The following is a 15,997-nucleotide window of genomic DNA, read 5'->3' as shown; positions in this document are numbered from 1 at the left end:
GGCGGCCCGGAGATGGAGCGGGAATCACACCGGCCGTCGGAGGTCTACGCGCGGAGATGGAGTCCGCGACGTTATATCTTCATACTGAATCCGTTTACTTCTGACCGCTTTCCTTCGTAGAAAACACCAAAGGCCAGGCTCCGGGGGGAGCCCGCCGGTGATGAGGTCCCTGCCCATGTCCACGTCGGCCCCCGCCAAGGCGCCCGTCCCCGAGCAGCCGGGGTCCGGTCCCGCGTCCGGCGCCCTCGACCGCTACTTCCGGATCTCCGAGCGCGGCAGCACGCTGCCGCGCGAGATCCGCGGCGGTTTCGCCACCTTCTTCGCGATGGCCTACATCATCGTGCTGAACCCGATCATCCTGGGCAGCGCGAAGGACATGTACGGCAACCAGCTGGACAACGGCCAGCTGGTCACCGCGACCGCCCTGACCGCGGCGTTCACCACGCTGCTCATGGGCGTCATCGGCAACGTCCCGATCGCCCTGGCCGCCGGCCTCGGCGTGAACTCGGTGGTCGCGCTCCAGCTCGCGCCCCGCATGTCCTGGCCCGACGCCATGGGCATGGTGGTGCTGGCCGGCTTCGTGGTGATGCTCCTGGTCGCCACCGGGCTGCGCGAGCGCGTGATGAACGCCGTCCCCCACGGCCTGCGCAAGGCCATCGCCATCGGCATCGGCCTGTTCATCATGCTGATCGGGCTGGTCGACTCCGGCTTCGTCTCCCGCATGCCGGACGCCGCCCAGACCACCGTCCCGCTCCAGCTCGGCGCCGACGGCCACCTCAACGGCTGGCCGGTCCTGGTGTTCGTGCTCGGCGCGCTGCTCACGCTGGCGCTGATCGTGCGCAAGGTGCCCGGCGCGATCCTCATCTCGATCGTCGTGATGACCGTCGTCGCGGTCGTCATCAACGCCGTCGCCGACGTGCCGTCCTGGGGCCTCACCTCGCCCGAGTGGCCCGGCAACCCGGTCGCCACCCCCGACTTCGGCCTGATCGGCGAGGTCAGCCTGTTCGGCGGCTTCTCCGAGGTCGGCGTGCTGACCGGCGTCCTGTTCGTCTTCACCGTGCTGCTGTCGTGCTTCTTCGACGCGATGGGCACGATCATGGGCGTCTCGGACGAGGCCAAGCTCACCGACGGCGAGGGCCAGATGCCCGGCATCAACAAGGTGCTGTTCATCGACGGCGTCGCGGTCGCCGCGGGCGGGGCCAGCTCCGCCTCCGCCACCACCGCGTTCGTGGAGTCCACCGCCGGTGTCGGCGAGGGCGCGCGGACCGGCTTCGCCAACGTCGTCACCGGCGGCCTGTTCGCCGCGGCGCTCTTCCTCACCCCGGTCGCCACCATGGTCCCGTCCCAGGCGGCCACCCCGGCGCTGCTCGCGGTCGGCTTCCTGATCCTGGCCAACGGGATCAAGGAGATCGACTGGGCCGACCACACCATCGCCATCCCCGCCTTCGTGACGATGGTGATGATGCCGTTCACCTACTCGATCACCAACGGCATCGGCATGGGCTTCCTGACCTTCGTCGCGCTGCGCCTCGCGGCCGGCCGCGGCCGGGAGGTCCCGCCGGCGATGTACGTGGTGGGGGCGGTCTTCGCCTTCTACTACCTGATGCCGGCGCTGGGCCTGACCTGATCCGCGCCGGGGGAGCGCGGGCTCAGGTGACCCCGTAGAACTTCTCCGTCTCCTCGACGGCGGTGCGGAACCGCTGGTCGAAGTCATCGCGCATGAGCGTCCGGACGACGTAGTCCTGGACGCTCATGCCGCGTTTGGCGGCATGGCCGCGGAGCCGTTCGAGCAGTTCGTGGTCCATCCGCAGGCTGAGCACGTCGGTCCCCATGCGTACGAGCGTCGCCGCGCCTCCGGGTGCGGCGCGTGGTGTTTCGCGCCTCGATCACTCGTATGGGTGATCTCGGGCCCGGCTGTCTTGATTCCGGGCGCCCGCGGGGGAGGAGCCGACGGCTCGCACCGGCGGGGCGGGAGTGACCGGACGGGAGTGGCGGGACTCACGCCGGGAACCCGCCCGTTCCGGGTTCCTTAGTGAAAGTAATGAGTTACGCTAAAAACCATGCCGGACCTCAGCCATGGCGACGACGCAGCCGCCGTGAACGCCCTCCGCTCCGCCGTGATGCGGCTGTCCCGTCGGCTCAAGCACCAGCGGGTCGACGAGTCGCTCAGCCCCACCGAGATGTCGGTGCTCGGCACCCTGGCCCGCTGCGGCAGCGCCACCCCGGGCGAGCTCGCCCGCAAGGAACACGTCCAGCCGCCGTCGATGACCCGCATCGTGGCGCTGCTGGAGGCCAAAGGACTGGTCAGGCTCGAGCCGCACCCCGACGACCGGCGTCAGAAGGTCGTCACGCGGACCGAGCGGGCCGAGGCGATGCTCGAGGAGAGCCGGCGCAAGCGGAACGCGTTCCTCGCCACGCTGGTCGAGGAGCTCGACGAGGACGAGTGGGCGACCCTGCGCGCCGCCGCCCCCGTGCTGGAGAAACTGGCGCACCTCTGAACGACCCCCGGCAGCCACAGGAGGCGAACCCTTTGAGTACGGGACCCGGAGCAGCTTCCGCCCCCGCACCTGACCCCTACGACACCAAGACCGCCCCCGACGCCCCCGCCCGCAAGAACTCCATGTTCTCCTCGCTGAGGATCAGGAACTACCGCCTGTTCTTCCTCGGCCAGGTCGTCTCCAACATCGGCACCTGGATGCAGCGCATCGCCCAGGACTGGCTGGTGCTCAGCCTCACCGGCTCCTCGGCCGCCGTCGGCATCACCACGGCCCTGCAGTTCCTGCCGATGCTGCTGTTCGGCCTGTACGGAGGAGTCCTCGTCGACCGGCTGCGCAAGCGGCCCACCCTGCTGGTCACCCAGTCCGCGATGGCCCTCACGGCGCTCGCGCTCGCCGCCCTCACCCTGACCGGCGCCGTCGAGGTGTGGCACATCTACGTCGCCGCCCTCGCCCTCGGCCTCGCGACCGTCGTCGACAACCCGGCCCGCCAGTCCTTCGTCTCCGAGCTGGTCGGCCCCGGACAGCTGCAGAACGCGGTCAGCCTGAACTCCGCGAACTTCCAGTCCGCCCGGCTGGTCGGCCCCGCCGTCGCGGGCCTGCTGATCACCGGCGTCGGCACCGGATGGGCGTTCCTGCTGAACGGGCTGTCCTTCGTCGCGCCGCTGACCGGCCTGATGCTGATGCGCGCCCGCGAGCTGCACCCCGTCGAGCGCGCCCCGCGCGGCAAGGGACAGCTCCGCGAGGGCCTGCGCTACGTGGCCGGACGGCCCGACCTGCTCTGGCCGATCGTGCTGGTCGGCTTCATGGGCACGTTCGCCTTCAACTTCCCGGTCTACCTGTCGGCCTTCGCCGACGACGTGTTCCAGGGCGGCGCGGGCGTCTACAGCATGTTCAACACGCTGATGGCGATCGGCTCCGTCTCCGGCGCCCTGCTCGCCGCCCGGCGCGGCACCGCCCGGCTGCGGCTGCTGATCACGGCCGCGCTGGCCTTCGGCGCACTGGAGATCCTCGCCGCCGCCTCGCCCGAGCTGTGGATGTTCGCACTGATCATGGTCCCGCTGGGGCTGGTCTCGATGACGGTCAACGTCACCACCAACACCAGCCTGCAGATGTCCACCGACCCGTCGGTGCGGGGCCGGGTCATGGCCCTCTACATGATGGTCTTCCTCGGCGGCGCCCCCGTCGGCGCGCCGATCGTCGGCTGGATCACCGACACCTACGGCGCCCGCGTCGGCTTCGCGGCCGGCGGCGCCGTCGCGATGGCCGCGGCGGCCGTCATCGGCCTGATCCTGGCCCGCGTCGGCGGCCTGCGCCTCGCGGTCGGCTGGGACCACGGCCGCCCGCACGTCCGCTTCGTGCCCCGCGACCGCCGGGAGGCCCTGACCCCGGCGGCGTGACCGCCGGGCGGGGCCGGGGCCGTGATCAGCCGCGAGGGAACTCGTCGGTCCTGAGCACGAGACCGACGACCGTCCCGGTCAGGTCGATCTCGATGCCGAAGCCGAAGCACACACTGCCGTGGTACTTCCCGTCCTTCGGCAGTGTGTGCAGGTGCCACTCACCGGTGTACGGGTCGACGATCAGGTACACCGGCACACCGGCGGCGGCGTAGGCGTCCTTCTTCGGCCCGTAGTCGTTGCCGGCGGTCTTCTGCGAGATCACCTCGGCGACGAGGAGGACGTCCTCGCAGCGCCACCGCCCCGTGCTGTCCCTGGCCGCGTTCTCGGTCAGCAGGGTCACGTCGGAGGCGAAGCCGTTGAGATGCCCCGGATAATCGATGCGGACGTCGGACTTGAGACGCTTGCGCGGGTACTTCGCGCGCAGTTGGTCGTAGACGTCCGCGATGATGTCCCAGTGGGTGTCCCGCTGCGGCGTCATGAAGATGTGCCCCCCGACGATCTCCGTCTTGTAACCCTCGGGGACGGGCATCTTCTCCAGCCACGCGAACATCATGTCGAGCGTGAGCTCGTCGCCGCTCTCGGCCATCTCGATCCTGTCTTCGAGGACGGTCATCGTGGCGCTCCTCCCCGGCCGACGCTCGATGCGTACGGCCGCGCGGTACAACGATACGCACGGTGACCAGGGCACGCGGGACACTGGGGGGCATGAGACTTTTCGCCGCCGTGCTGCCGCCCGAGGACGTGACCGGGGCGCTGGCCGCCGAGGTGGACGGGCTGCGGGAGCTGCCCGGGGCCGGCCGGATGCGGTGGACCGAGCGGGCCGGGTGGCACTTCACGCTCGCGTTCTACGGCGAGGTGGACGAGGAGACCGTGCCCGGGCTGACCGCGCGGCTGGAACGGGCCGCGGCGCGGACCGAGCCGTTCCGGCTGGCGCTCCGCGGCGGCGGCCAGTTCGGCCGGGGGCGCGCGCTGTGGGCCGGGGCCGCGGGCGACCTGCGGACGATGCGGCTGCTGGCCGAGCGGTCCGAGGCGGCCGGGCGCAAGGCGGGCGTGGACATGGACGAGCACCGGCGCTACCGGGCCCACCTGACCGTGGCCCGCAGCCGGGACACCGTCGACGTACGGCCGTACCTCGCGGCGCTGGAGGACTTCCGCAGCCGCACCTGGACCGTGGAGGAGCTGGTGCTGGTGCGCAGCCACCTGCCCCGGTCGGGCGTTCCCGGCGAGCAGCCCCGTTACGAGGCGGTCGCCCGCCGGGCACTCGGCGCGGCCCGTTAGGCTCGACGCGTGGACCCGAAGACCCGGAACCGGATCATGGCCGGTGCGCTCGTGCTGATGTTCGTCGTGGTGGCCCTGGCGGCGGCGCTCGGAAACTAGCGCCGCCGCCGGGCCGTCACGGCGTGCCCGCCGTCACCAGGCGAACGCCTCCGGCGACGGCCCCGGGCCCGGGAAGATCTCGTCGAGCGAGGCCAGCAGCTCCTCGCCCAGCTCCAGCTCCACCGCCCGCAGCGCCGATTCGAGCTGCTCGCGGGTACGGGGGCCGACGATCGGGCCGGTCACGCCGGGACGGGTGAGCAGCCAGGCCAGCGCCGTCTCGCCCGGCTCCAGGCCGTGCTTCTCCAGCAGGTCCTCGTACGCCTGGATCTGCTTGCGGGCCGCCGGGTCGGCCAGGGTCTCCGCGGCCCGCCCGGAGGCGCGGCGGCCGCCCTCGGCCTGCTTCTTGAGGACGCCGCCCAGCAGCCCGCCGTGCAGCGGCGACCAGGGGATGACCCCGAGCCCGTAGTCCCGCGCGGCCGGGACGACCTCCATCTCGGCGCGCCGCTCGGCGAGGTTGTACAGGCACTGCTCGCTGACCAGGCCGATGGTGCCGCCGCGCCGGGCGGCGATCTCGTTGGCCTGGGCGATCTTGTAGCCGGGGAAGTTGGAGGAACCGACGTAGAGGATCTTGCCCTGCTGGATCAGGACGTCGACCGCCTGCCAGATCTCCTCGAACGGGGTGGCCCGGTCGACGTGGTGGAACTGGTAGAGGTCGATGTGGTCGGTCCCCAGCCGCTTCAGCGAGGCGTCCACCGCGCGCCGGATGTTCACCGCGGAGAGCTTGTCGTGGTTGGGCCACGCCTCCCCGTCCGGGCCCATGTTGCCGTACACCTTGGTCGCGAGGACGACCTTGTCCCGGCGGCCGCCGCCCTGGGCGAACCAGCTGCCGATGATCTCCTCGGTGCGGCCCTTGTTCTCGCCCCACCCGTAAACATTGGCCGTGTCGAAAAAGTTGATGCCGGCGTCCAGCGCCGCGTCCATGATGGCATGACTGTCGGCCTCGTCGGTCTGCGGACCGAAGTTCATCGTCCCGAGGACGAGCCGGCTGACCTTGAGTCCTGTGCGTCCGAGCTGCGTGTACCTCATGGACGTCAAGCCAACGTCTTGGAGTGCGCTCCATGCAAGTGCTGCCCGCGCGTCGGGTCAGGACGGCTTGTACGGGCCGCCCAGGGACCACGCGTGCCACATCGCCTCGGCGAACGCGCCCGCGATCTTGTGCTCGCCGCTCTCGTTGGGGTGCGTGCCGTCGTAGGTGTCCACGTGGAAGTCGTACGTCGCCGGGGGCGGGACGAGCAGCACCGGGGAGCGGGGTGTGTCCAGGTCGGCGACCGCCTCGGCCAGCAGGGCGTTGAACCGGTCGACCTGCCCCGCGAAGGTCTCGTCCGCCTCCACCCGGATGTTGCGGACCACCGGCATCACCGCCGTCCGCACCTTCGGGCGGGCCGCGCGCGCCGCGGTGACGAAGGCGCGGACGTTGTCCGCGGTCTGCTCGGCGTTGGTGTAGAAGCCCAGGTCGATCAGGCCGAGCGACACCAGCAGCACGTCCGCGCGGCAGGAGCGCACGGCGTCGCCGATCAGCGGGGCCATGTGGTACCAGCCCTCGCCCCAGCCCGCCAGGTGGGCCCGGGGGAAGTCCGGGTCGGCGTACGCGTACGAGGTGGGGGCGTCCGTCGACGGGTCGTGCAGCGTCTCGCGCGGGCCGACCAGGGTGAAGGGGCCGCCGTACGCGGTGCACAGGTGCTGCCACAGCCGGTAGCGCCAGGTGTGTTCACCCGCGCTCCCGATCGTCATCGAGTCACCTACGGGCATGAACCTGAGCACCCGATCATCATGGTGGATCGGTGCGTTCACCGCGATGTGAGCCCCGACACCCGCAACCCGGGGGCTCCGGCTGATGGCAGTCTTGGGGCATGCGCCGACCCTCCGCCCTGCTCGCCGCGGCCCTGCTGACGGCCGCGCTCGCCGTGCCCGCCGCCGCTGCCTCCGCTGCCTCCGCCGCCGACAGCGACGGCGGGGGCGAGGGGTTCACCATCAACGACCCGCGCGTCACCGAGTCCAGCGGGCTCGCCGCCTCCCGCCTGCACCCCGGCGTGTACTGGACGCACAACGACAGCGACGACGGCCCCTACCTCTACGCCGTCGACAGCGGCACCGGCGACACGGTGGCCCGCCTCACCCTCACCGGCATCGGCAGCCCCCGGGACGTGGAGGCGATCGCGGTGGGCCCCGGCAACCGCCTCTTCGTCGCCGACATCGGCGACAACCTCGGCGGCACCTGGCCGTACGTGTGGATCTACGAACTCCCCGAGCCGGAGCGGCTGGAGGACGCCACCGTGCGGGCCGTCCAGTACGTCGTGAAGTACGCCGACGGTCCGCGCGACGCCGAGGCGATGGTCGTGCACCCGAGGACGGGGCGGGTCTACCTCATCGACAAGCACGAGGACGGCGGGCACCTCTACGAGGGGCCGGAGAAGCTCTCGCCGTCCGGTGACAACGTGTTCGAGCCGATCGCCCCGGTCGAGCTGTGGACCACCGACGCGGCCCTCTCCCCGGACGGGCGGCACCTCGCCGTGCGCGGCTACTTCGGGGGCGTCCACTACGCGTGGAACGGCGGGAGGATCGAGCGCAAGGGGCGGCTGAGCGTGCCGCTCCAGGTTCAGGGCGAGTCGGTGACCTTCTCCGCCGACGGCTCCCGGCTGCTGTTCGGCAGCGAGGGGGAGCGGAGCGGGGTGGTGAGCCGTCCCGCGCCCGGCGCGGACGAGGACGGGGCGAGCGGCGGCCCCGGCTCCCGTGCGGACGGCGGCGGCAGCGCCTCCGGCGACGGGAGCGGCGACTCGGTGAAGGTCGGGGGCGCCGTGGTGGTCGCCCTCGTCGTGGCGGCCTTCCTCGGGCTGAGCAGGCGCCGGCGGAAGGGCTGAACCCGGGGCCTCAGCGCCCCTGTCCGGCCGCGCGGCGGGCGACGAACTCCTCCAGGCCGTCCAGGATGCGCTGGAGGCCGAACTCGAAGTGGTCGAAGTCGGTGCCGAAGGTGTCGTCGGAGAGGCCGGCCAGTACGGGATAGCGCCCGCTGTTCATGGCCCGCTCCAGGTAGGGGTGCTGGGCGTCCCAGAACTGCGCGTCCGTGAGACCCGAGCTGCGCTCGGCCTCCTCCTGGTAGCGCTGGGTGCGGGCGGCCCCGGCCACGTATCCGTCGATCATCATGATCGCCGACATCAGTTCGGGGTCGGACAGGCCCATCGGCTTGATCCGGGAGAGCACCGTCTCCAGGCCGTCCAGGGCGTTCGGGCCGAGGACCGGGCGGGACTGGTTGACCTCCAGCAGCCAGGGGTGCCGCCGGTAGAGGGCGAGGGTGGCCCGGCCCAGCGCCTCCAGGGCCGACCGCCAGTCGCCGTCGCCCAGGTCCCCGGGGTCGTGCGGGTGCTGCACCCGCTCCAGCATCAGGTCGAGCAGTTCGGCCTTGCCGGGGACGTAGCGGTAGAGGGACATCGTGCCGGTGCCCAGTTCCGAGGCGATCCGGCGCATCGACAGCGCGCCGATGCCGTCCCGGTCGGCGACCTCGACCGCCGCCTCCACGATCCGCTCCAGGGTCAGCCCCGGCTTCGGGCCCCGGCTGGGCCGCTGTCCGGTGCCCCACAGCAGGTCGAGGGTGCGCGCGAGGTCGCCGCTGCCGCTGGTCTCCGTACCGCTTCCGCCGCTGCTCATGCAGGCAGTCTAGGTCCGCGCGAAAAAACTGAGTACGTCGTACGCACCATCGGGTACGGTGTACCCGGTTTCTGGAAGGGGGACCCATGAAGGACGACGGGTACGCGGTCCTGGCCGAGGGGCTGGAGAAGCGGTACGGCGAGAAGCGCGCCCTGGACGGCTTCGACCTCGCCGTGCGGCCGGGCACGGTGCACGGACTGCTGGGACCGAACGGCGCGGGCAAGACCACCGCCGTACGGATCCTGTCGACGCTGGTCCGGCTCGACGGGGGGCGGGCGAGGGTGGCCGGGCTCGACGTGGCGCACCGGGCGCGCGAGGTGCGGGCGCGGATCGGGCTCACCGGGCAGTACGCGGCGGTGGACGAGGTGCTCACCGGGCGGCAGAACCTGGAGATGTTCGGCAGGCTGTTCCACCTCGGCGGCCGGCGCGCCAAGGAGCGGGCGGCGGAGCTGCTGGAGCAGTTCGACCTGACCGACGCCGCCGACAAGGGCGTCGGCGACTACAGCGGCGGCATGCGGCGCCGGCTGGACCTGGCGGCGTCGATGATCCTCACGCCGGCCGTGCTGTTCCTGGACGAGCCGACGACGGGGCTCGATCCCCGCAGCCGGGGCGAAGTCTGGGACTCGGTACGGGCGTTGGTGGCCGGCGGCACGACCGTGCTGCTGACCACGCAGTACCTGGAGGAGGCCGACCGGCTGGCCTCCCGGATCACCGTCATCGACCGGGGGCGGGCCATCGCCGACGACACCCCGGACGGGCTGAAGAACCGCGTCGGCGGCGACCGCGTCGAGGTCGTGGTGGCCGAACGCGCGGACATCCCGCGCGCGGTGAAGGTGGTCGCCCGGGTCGCCGACGGCGAACCGGAGGCGGACGAGGCCGAGTTGCGGGTGCACGCGCCCGTGACCGACCGGGTGGCCGCGCTCACGGACGTGGCGCGCACCCTCCAGGACGAGGGCGTGCGGGTCGAGGACATCGGGCTGCGCAGGCCCAGCCTCGACGACGTGTTCCTGCGCCTGACCGGACACCGCACGGAGAAGGAGGCGGCGGCATGAGCGCGCTCGACCTGACCGGACCGGCCGGCCGCGGCCGGGTGTACTGGGCGTTCGCGGACTGCTGGAACGTCGTCCGCCGGGGCCTGACCCACTACCAGCGCCAGCCCGTCAACATCGCCTGGCAGCTCGGCTTCCCCATCCTGTCGGTGCTGCTGTACGGCTATGTCTTCGGCAGCGCGATGCGGGTGCCGGGCGGCGGGGACTACAAGGACTTCCTGATGCCGGGCATGTTCGTGATGACCATGGCCTTCGGCTTCATCAACACCGCGACCGTCGTGGTCTACGACTCCACCAAGGGCGTCATCGACCGCTTCCGCTCGATGCCGATGGCGTCGTCGGCGGTGGTGGCCGGGCGCGGGGTGACCGATCTGATCGTCGCCTGCGCCGAGCTGGCCATCCTGATGCTGACCGCGCTGGTCATGGGCTGGCGGCCGGACGGCGGCTGGGAGTTCCTCGCCGCGTTCGGGCTGCTGCTGTGGCTGCGGTTCGCGCTGATCTGGCTCGGGGTCTGGCTGGGGCTGCTGGTGCCCAACCCGGAGGCGGCGGGCGGCCTGTTCGCGGTGGCGTTCCCGCTGACGATGATCTCCAGCATCTTCGTCGCCCCGCAGCTCATGCCCGACTGGCTGGGCTGGGTGGCCGCCTGGAACCCGATCTCCTCCACGGCCGCGGCGACCCGCGAGCTGTTCGGCACGCCGGTGGGCGGCGGCGACTCGTGGGTGGAGCAGCACGCGCTGCTGATGGCCGGGGTGTGGCCGGTGATCCTGACGGCGGTCTTCCTGCCGCTCGCGGTGCGGAGGTTCCAGCGTCTCAGCAGGTGAGGCGGGGTCACGGCTACCATGCGGCGGCATGGGACCGTACAGACGTCCGATCGAGGAACTGCCCGGTGACCCGGGGCGGTTGTGGCTGGAGTACCACCTCCGGGAACCGGTGAGCGGCATGGGGGACCGGGACGGCATCGACGAGTGGACCGTGTCCGTACGGGTGGAGCGGTTCCGGAACCGCACCGTCGGCGGGGCCGTCGGCTCGCTGGCCTTCTCCCGGCTCCGGCAGGACGAGCGGTTCAGCCCGTCCCCCGCCGCTGACGCGCAAGGGGACGACCTGGCTCTCTTCCACACGGTCATGGGCTGCTACGACCTCGGGCGGGGCGGCTACGCGCAGGAGTTCCGGGACACCGTGACGTCCGCCGACGGCGACCTGCTCGTCCTGACGGACGTCCGGCTGGACCCGGAGTGGCGCGGGGTCGGCCTCGGCCCCGCGCTCGCCTGCCAGGCGCTGTGGACGCTGGGCGCCGGGTGCAGCGCGATGGCCGCCGTCATCAGGGCGCCCGTGGTCACCGACGAGGGGCGCCGGCTGTCGTCGCAGGAGTGGGAGCGGGCCGGCGAGACGCTCACGGCCCTGGGCGAGTCCCTCGGCTTCCGGCGCCGTCCCCGGCCCCTGGGCCACCTCCTCGACCCCGCCACCGAGGAGGCGCGGGACGCGCGGGAGGAGCAGCGGCGGCGGTACGACGCGCTGGTGGACGCCTGGCGGGCCGCGCACCGCGGGTGAGGCGACGGGAAGGGCGCCCGGCGGAGGTCCGCCGGGCGCCCTTCCCGTGGGGTGCGGGAGGCGTGGACTACAGCCGCTCGATGACGTGGTCGACGCACTTCGTCAGGGCCTCGACGTCCGCCGGGTCGATCGCCGGGAACATCGCGACGCGGAGCTGGTTGCGGCCCAGCTTGCGGTACGGCTCGGTGTCGACGACGCCGTTGGCGCGCAGCACCTTGGCGACGGCGGCCGCGTCCACCTCGTCGGTGAAGTCGATCGTGCCGATGACGGCGGACCGCTTCGCCGGGTCGGTGACGAACGGGTTCGCGAACTTCACGTCCTCGGCCCAGCCGTACAGGGTGCGCGCGGAGGTCGCGGTGCGGCGGACCGCCCAGTCCAGGCCGCCCTGGCCGTTGATCCACTCCAGCTGCTGGTTCAGCAGGAACAGGGTGGCGAGCGCCGGGGTGTTGTACGTCTGGTTCTTGCGGGAGTTGTCGATCGCCGTCGGCAGGGAGAAGAACTCCGGGACGTGCCGGCCGCTCGCGTGGATCCGCTCGGCGCGCTCGATCGCGGCCGGGGAGAACACGCCGATCCACAGACCGCCGTCGGAGGCGAAGGACTTCTGCGGGGCGAAGTAGTAGACGTCCGTCTCGGCGATGTCGACCGGCAGGCCGCCCGCGCCGGAGGTGGCGTCCACCAGGACCAGCGCGCCCTCGTCGGCGCCCGCGACGCGCTTGATCGGCATCGCGACGCCGGTGGAGGTCTCGTTGTGGGTGAGGGCGTACACGTCCACGCCCGCCTCGGCGACCGCCTCCGGGTGGGTGCCCGGGTCGGAGGAGATGACGTCCGGGTCGGCCAGCCACGGGGCGAGCCCCGCGGCCTTGGCGAACTTGGAGCTGAACTCGCCGAAGCTGAGGTGCTGCGACTTGTTCTCGATCAGGCCGTGGGTCGCGATGTCCCAGAACGCGGTGGACCCGCCGTTGCCGAGGATCACCTCGTAGCCCTCGGGGAGCTGGAACAGCTCGCGGATGCCCTCGCGCACGGCGCCGACCAGGTTCTTCACCGGGGCCTGGCGGTGGGAGGTGCCCAGCAGGGACGTGCCGGTCGCGGCCAGCGCGTCCAGCGCTTCCGTCCGCACCTTGGAGGGACCCGCACCGAAACGACCGTCGGCGGGCTTGATGTCAGCAGGAATCCGGATCTCAGCCACGTGCGGAGCCTAGCGGCTGAGGGAAATCCGGGCGAAACATCGTCCGTCCGCTGAGACGAGCCGCTGAGACGATCCGTTGAGACGCGTCACCGGGACGGGGGCGGACGAACCGGGGGAGGTCCGTCCGCCCCCGCGGCACTCGCCCGCCGAGCGTCACCGGCAGGTCGTGCAGGTCGTGCAGGCCGTTCCGAGTGACGACCGGCTGGTCGCGCGGCTCGCTCGCCGGGTCCGCCGGGCCCGGCTCCGGGAAGCGGGCGTGCGGGGCCGGGAGGGCGACGCCCGTCTCCGGCCGGGACGGCGCGGCGCCGGGGCACACGTGCGGGCCGCGGCCGAAGGAGAGGTGCCGGCGGGGGCTCACCCGGAGGGGGCGAGGGCGCCGCCCGCGCCGCGCCCCCGCGGGGGCATCCTGAGAGCATGACGGATCAGCGGGAACTGGCGGCGGCGCTGCGTTCGGCGGTGGGCGGCGAGGTGGACTTCGGCGTCACCGCGCGGGCGTTGACCACGATGGACGCCTCCAACTACCGCCGGGTTCCGCTCGGCGTGGTCGCCCCCCGGGACGCCGACGACGTCGCGGCGGTGCTGGCAGTGTGCCGGGAGCGCGGGGCGCCCGTGGTGCCGCGCGGCGGCGGGACGTCCATCGCGGGGCAGGCGACCGGCACGGGCGTGGTGCTCGACTTCACACGCCACATGAACCGCCTGCTGTCCCTCGACCCGGAGGCGGGCACCGCCGTCGTCCAGCCCGGCCTCGTCCTCGACCGGCTCCAGGAGGCCGCCGCCCCGCACGGCCTCCGCTTCGGCCCGGACCCCTCCACCCACAGCCGCTGCACCCTCGGCGGCATGATCGGCAACAACTCCTGCGGCTCCCACTCGGTCGCCTGGGGCACCACCGCCGACAACGTGCGCACCCTGTCGGTGATCACCGCGCGCGGCGAACGGCTGCGCCCGGGACCCGGCTGGGCGGGCGCCCCGGCGGGCCTGCGCGACCTCGTCGACGGCGAACTGACGCGCCTGCGCACCGCTTTCCCCGACCTGCCCCGCCGCATCTCCGGCTACCCGGTGGACGCCCTGCTGCCCGAGAACCGCGCCGACGTCGCCCGTTCCCTCTGCGGCTCGGAGGGCACCCTCGCCGTGCTCACCGAGGCCGAGCTGACCCTCGTCCGGGCGCCCCGCGCGCGGGCGCTCGCCGTGCTGGCGTACGCGGACGAGAGCGGGGCCGCGCAGGCGGCGGCGGGGCTGCTGCCGTACCGGCCGCTGACCGTGGAGGGCATGGCGGCCGACCTGGTGCCGTCCGCCGCGGACCTGCCGCGCGGGGGAGCGTGGCTCTTCGTCGAGGCCGGCGGGGACACCGGCGCGGAGGCGCGCGCGGCGGCCGAGGCGATCGTGCGGGCGGCGGACGTCGTGGACGCGCTGGTGGTCACCGACCCGGCCCGGCAGCGCACCCTGTGGCGCATCCGGGAGGACGCCAGCGGCACGGCGACCCGGATGCCCGGGGGCGGTGAGGCGTGGCCCGGTTGGGAGGACTGCGCGGTGCCGCCCGCCCGGCTCGGCGCGTACCTGCGGGACTTCCGGGCGCTGCTCGCCGACCACGGCCTGCGCGGCACCCCGTACGGGCACTTCGGGGACGGCTGCATCCACGTGCGCATCGACTTCGACCTGCTGACCGGGCCGGGCGTCGCCCGCTTCCGGCGCTTCTCGGAGGAGCTGGCCGATCTGGTCGTCGCCCACGGCGGTTCGCTGTCGGGGGAGCACGGGGACGGGCAGGCGCGGGCCGAACTGCTGCCCCGCATGTACGGCGCGGAGACGGTCGCCCTCTTCGAGCGGGTGAAGGGGGTGTGGGACCCGGACGACCTGCTCAACCCCGGCATGCTGGTCCGCCCCGCCCCCCTCGACGCGGACCTCCGCTTCTCCGTCCTGCCGCGCGGACCGGTCGACGTCGCCTTCGGCTACCCCGCCGACGCCGGCGACTTCTCGGCCGCGGTGCGGCGCTGCGTGGGCGTCGCCAAGTGCCGTACGACGTCCGCGTCGGGGTCCGCCGTGATGTGTCCGTCGTTCCGGGCGACGGGCGAGGAGGCGCACTCCACGCGCGGGCGCGCCCGGCTGCTGCACGAGATGCTCGCGGGCGAGGTGGTGACCGACGGCTGGCGCTCCACCGAGGTCCGGGACGCGCTCGACCTGTGCCTGTCCTGCAAGGGGTGCCGCTCCGACTGCCCGGTCGGCGTCGACATGGCCACGTACAAGGCGGAGTTCCTGCACCACCACTACGCGGGCCGCCGCCGGCCCGCCGCCCACTACGCGATGGGGTGGCTGCCGGTGTGGCTGTCCTGGGCCGCCCGGACCCGGACGGCGGGGGCGGCGAACGCGCTGGCCTCGGCCGGCCCGCTCGCGCGCCTGGCGAAACGGCTCGCCGGGATCGCGGACGAGCGGGAGGTCCCGCGTCTGGCGGGCGAGCCGTTCACCCGCTGGTGGCGGCGGAAGCGGGGCACTTCTGCGGGTGCGGGCACGCTGGTGGTGCTGTGGCCGGACACCTTCACCGAGCACCTGTCGCCGTCGGTGGGCAGGGCGGCCGTGCGGGTGCTGGAGGCGGCGGGACTGCGGGTGGCGCTGCCGCCGACGCTGCGGCTGCCGTCCGGCGGGCGGGTGGGCGACGCCCGGTCACGCTCGGCGCTGTCCCTGCTGGCGGCACGGCGGGGGCGGGTCTGCTGCGGCCTGACGTACCTCTCCACGGGCCAGTTGGACCGTGCCCGTACGGTACTGAGCCGCACCCTGGACCTGCTGGAACCGGTCCTCGCCACGGACGCGCCCCTGGTGGTCCTGGAACCGAGCTGCGCGGCCGCCCTGCGCACGGACGCCCCGGAACTCCTCCACGACGACCCGCGCGCGGCGCGACTCGCCTCCCGGGTCCTGACGTTCGCGGAGACCCTGGAACGCCACGCCCCCGGCTGGACCCCGCCCGCCGTGAACCGCCCGGTCACCGGCCAGACCCACTGCCACCAGCACGCGGTCCTGGGCGACGGCCCCGACCGCAGACTGCGGGAGGCGGCCGGACTCCAGGGCGAGCTGAGCGGCGGCTGCTGCGGCCTGGCGGGCAACTTCGGCTTCGAGAAGGGCCACTACGACGTCTCGCGCGCCTGCGCCGAGGAGCGGTTGCTCCCCTCTGTACGGGAGGCGCCGCAGGACGCGGTGGTCCAGGCGGACGGCTTCTCCTGCCGGACGCAGCTGGAGCAGCTGGGAGGCGTCAGGGGACGCCACCTGGCGGAGATCCTGGCGGCGGCGCTGGACGAGGAGGCGTGAACGGGTGCC

At 72.9% G+C, this 15,997-nt stretch carries 15 protein-coding genes; 9 read left to right on the top strand and 6 right to left on the bottom strand.

What is annotated here, in order from left to right; genetic code table 11:
* Positions 1–175: 175 nt before the first annotated feature.
* Positions 176–1,627, top strand: coding sequence for an NCS2 family permease (locus tag ACWH4W_RS04225; protein WP_473074487.1), 1,452 nt, complete (start codon positions 176–178; stop codon positions 1,625–1,627).
* A 22-nt stretch (positions 1,628–1,649) separates the two neighbouring features.
* Here ACWH4W_RS04225 and ACWH4W_RS04220 read toward each other — a convergent pair whose 3' ends face one another.
* Complete coding sequence (locus ACWH4W_RS04220) at positions 1,650–1,832, bottom strand: ribbon-helix-helix protein, CopG family (protein WP_106413692.1); 183 nt, start codon at positions 1,830–1,832, stop codon at positions 1,650–1,652.
* A 228-nt stretch (positions 1,833–2,060) separates the two neighbouring features.
* Between ACWH4W_RS04220 and ACWH4W_RS04215 the strand changes: the two genes are divergently transcribed.
* Together ACWH4W_RS04215 and ACWH4W_RS04210 are read left to right on the top strand one after the other, a co-directional pair.
* Positions 2,061–2,498, top strand: coding sequence for a MarR family winged helix-turn-helix transcriptional regulator (locus ACWH4W_RS04215; protein ID WP_473074486.1), 438 nt, complete (start codon positions 2,061–2,063; stop codon positions 2,496–2,498).
* A 32-nt stretch (positions 2,499–2,530) separates the two neighbouring features.
* Positions 2,531–3,895, top strand: coding sequence for an MFS transporter (locus tag ACWH4W_RS04210; protein ID WP_473074485.1), 1,365 nt, complete (start codon positions 2,531–2,533; stop codon positions 3,893–3,895).
* 25 nt (positions 3,896–3,920) lie between these two features.
* On the opposite strand, the gene ACWH4W_RS04205 is transcribed toward ACWH4W_RS04210, so the two are convergent.
* Complete coding sequence (locus tag ACWH4W_RS04205) at positions 3,921–4,508, bottom strand: Uma2 family endonuclease (RefSeq protein WP_473074484.1); 588 nt, start codon at positions 4,506–4,508, stop codon at positions 3,921–3,923.
* Between the two features lie 92 nt (positions 4,509–4,600).
* On the opposite strand from ACWH4W_RS04205, the gene thpR reads away from it, so the two are divergent.
* Positions 4,601–5,173: an RNA 2',3'-cyclic phosphodiesterase gene (gene thpR, locus ACWH4W_RS04200; RefSeq protein WP_473074483.1), complete on the top strand. Its 573-nt coding sequence runs from the start codon at positions 4,601–4,603 to the stop codon at positions 5,171–5,173.
* Between the two features lie 132 nt (positions 5,174–5,305).
* On the opposite strand, the gene ACWH4W_RS04195 is transcribed toward thpR, so the two are convergent.
* Both ACWH4W_RS04195 and ACWH4W_RS04190 read right to left on the bottom strand, forming a co-directional pair.
* Positions 5,306–6,298: an aldo/keto reductase gene (locus tag ACWH4W_RS04195; RefSeq protein WP_473074482.1), complete on the bottom strand. Its 993-nt coding sequence runs from the start codon at positions 6,296–6,298 to the stop codon at positions 5,306–5,308.
* Positions 6,299–6,355: 57 nt separating this feature from the next.
* Complete coding sequence (locus ACWH4W_RS04190; RefSeq protein ID WP_473074481.1) at positions 6,356–7,003, bottom strand: GDSL-type esterase/lipase family protein; 648 nt, start codon at positions 7,001–7,003, stop codon at positions 6,356–6,358.
* Between the two features lie 119 nt (positions 7,004–7,122).
* Between ACWH4W_RS04190 and ACWH4W_RS04185 the strand changes: the two genes are divergently transcribed.
* Complete coding sequence (locus tag ACWH4W_RS04185; protein ID WP_473074480.1) at positions 7,123–8,130, top strand: WD40 repeat domain-containing protein; 1,008 nt, start codon at positions 7,123–7,125, stop codon at positions 8,128–8,130.
* A 10-nt stretch (positions 8,131–8,140) separates the two neighbouring features.
* On the opposite strand, the gene ACWH4W_RS04180 is transcribed toward ACWH4W_RS04185, so the two are convergent.
* Complete coding sequence (locus tag ACWH4W_RS04180) at positions 8,141–8,914, bottom strand: TetR/AcrR family transcriptional regulator (protein ID WP_473074479.1); 774 nt, start codon at positions 8,912–8,914, stop codon at positions 8,141–8,143.
* Positions 8,915–9,000: 86 nt separating this feature from the next.
* Between ACWH4W_RS04180 and ACWH4W_RS04175 the strand changes: the two genes are divergently transcribed.
* From ACWH4W_RS04175 to ACWH4W_RS04165, 3 genes are read left to right on the top strand one after another with little or no spacing between them, the layout of a single operon-like run.
* A complete protein-coding gene (locus ACWH4W_RS04175; protein ID WP_473074478.1) occupies positions 9,001–9,966 on the top strand; it encodes an ATP-binding cassette domain-containing protein in 966 nt (321 codons plus the stop codon).
* Positions 9,963–10,784 (top strand): ABC transporter permease, encoded by an 822-nt coding sequence (locus ACWH4W_RS04170; RefSeq protein ID WP_473074477.1) that lies wholly within the window; start codon positions 9,963–9,965, stop codon positions 10,782–10,784. The genes ACWH4W_RS04175 and ACWH4W_RS04170 overlap by 4 nt, the downstream gene beginning before the upstream one ends.
* A 28-nt stretch (positions 10,785–10,812) precedes the next feature.
* Positions 10,813–11,511, top strand: coding sequence for a hypothetical protein (locus tag ACWH4W_RS04165; protein ID WP_473074476.1), 699 nt, complete (start codon positions 10,813–10,815; stop codon positions 11,509–11,511).
* A gap of 67 nt (positions 11,512–11,578) precedes the next feature.
* Here ACWH4W_RS04165 and serC read toward each other — a convergent pair whose 3' ends face one another.
* Positions 11,579–12,697: a phosphoserine transaminase gene (serC, locus tag ACWH4W_RS04160; protein ID WP_473074475.1), complete on the bottom strand. Its 1,119-nt coding sequence runs from the start codon at positions 12,695–12,697 to the stop codon at positions 11,579–11,581.
* A gap of 414 nt (positions 12,698–13,111) precedes the next feature.
* On the opposite strand from serC, the gene ACWH4W_RS04155 reads away from it, so the two are divergent.
* Positions 13,112–15,988 (top strand): FAD-binding and (Fe-S)-binding domain-containing protein, encoded by a 2,877-nt coding sequence (locus ACWH4W_RS04155; RefSeq protein WP_473074474.1) that lies wholly within the window; start codon positions 13,112–13,114, stop codon positions 15,986–15,988.
* The last annotated feature ends 9 nt before the right edge of the window (positions 15,989–15,997 follow it).

The organism is Streptomyces sp. DSM 120436, assembly GCF_055778765.1.
This window is presented reverse-complemented; position numbering and strand designations above follow the sequence as displayed.

What these genes read in the sequence shown, in the direction of transcription:
- thpR (WP_473074483.1), top strand. Translation starts at nt 4,601, where the DNA reads ATGAGACTTTTCGCCGCCGTGCTGCCGCCCGAGGACGTGACCGGGGCG.
- ACWH4W_RS04215 (WP_473074486.1), top strand. Translation starts at nt 2,061, where the DNA reads ATGCCGGACCTCAGCCATGGCGACGACGCAGCCGCCGTGAACGCCCTC.
- ACWH4W_RS04225 (WP_473074487.1), top strand. Translation starts at nt 176, where the DNA reads ATGTCCACGTCGGCCCCCGCCAAGGCGCCCGTCCCCGAGCAGCCGGGG.
- ACWH4W_RS04180 (WP_473074479.1), bottom strand. Translation starts at nt 8,914, where the DNA reads ATGAGCAGCGGCGGAAGCGGTACGGAGACCAGCGGCAGCGGCGACCTC.
- ACWH4W_RS04155 (WP_473074474.1), top strand. Translation starts at nt 13,112, where the DNA reads ATGACGGATCAGCGGGAACTGGCGGCGGCGCTGCGTTCGGCGGTGGGC.
- ACWH4W_RS04190 (WP_473074481.1), bottom strand. Translation starts at nt 7,003, where the DNA reads ATGACGATCGGGAGCGCGGGTGAACACACCTGGCGCTACCGGCTGTGG.
- ACWH4W_RS04185 (WP_473074480.1), top strand. Translation starts at nt 7,123, where the DNA reads ATGCGCCGACCCTCCGCCCTGCTCGCCGCGGCCCTGCTGACGGCCGCG.
- ACWH4W_RS04195 (WP_473074482.1), bottom strand. Translation starts at nt 6,298, where the DNA reads ATGAGGTACACGCAGCTCGGACGCACAGGACTCAAGGTCAGCCGGCTC.
- ACWH4W_RS04175 (WP_473074478.1), top strand. Translation starts at nt 9,001, where the DNA reads ATGAAGGACGACGGGTACGCGGTCCTGGCCGAGGGGCTGGAGAAGCGG.
- ACWH4W_RS04165 (WP_473074476.1), top strand. Translation starts at nt 10,813, where the DNA reads ATGGGACCGTACAGACGTCCGATCGAGGAACTGCCCGGTGACCCGGGG.
- ACWH4W_RS04170 (WP_473074477.1), top strand. Translation starts at nt 9,963, where the DNA reads ATGAGCGCGCTCGACCTGACCGGACCGGCCGGCCGCGGCCGGGTGTAC.
- ACWH4W_RS04205 (WP_473074484.1), bottom strand. Translation starts at nt 4,508, where the DNA reads ATGACCGTCCTCGAAGACAGGATCGAGATGGCCGAGAGCGGCGACGAG.
- ACWH4W_RS04220 (WP_106413692.1), bottom strand. Translation starts at nt 1,832, where the DNA reads ATGGGGACCGACGTGCTCAGCCTGCGGATGGACCACGAACTGCTCGAA.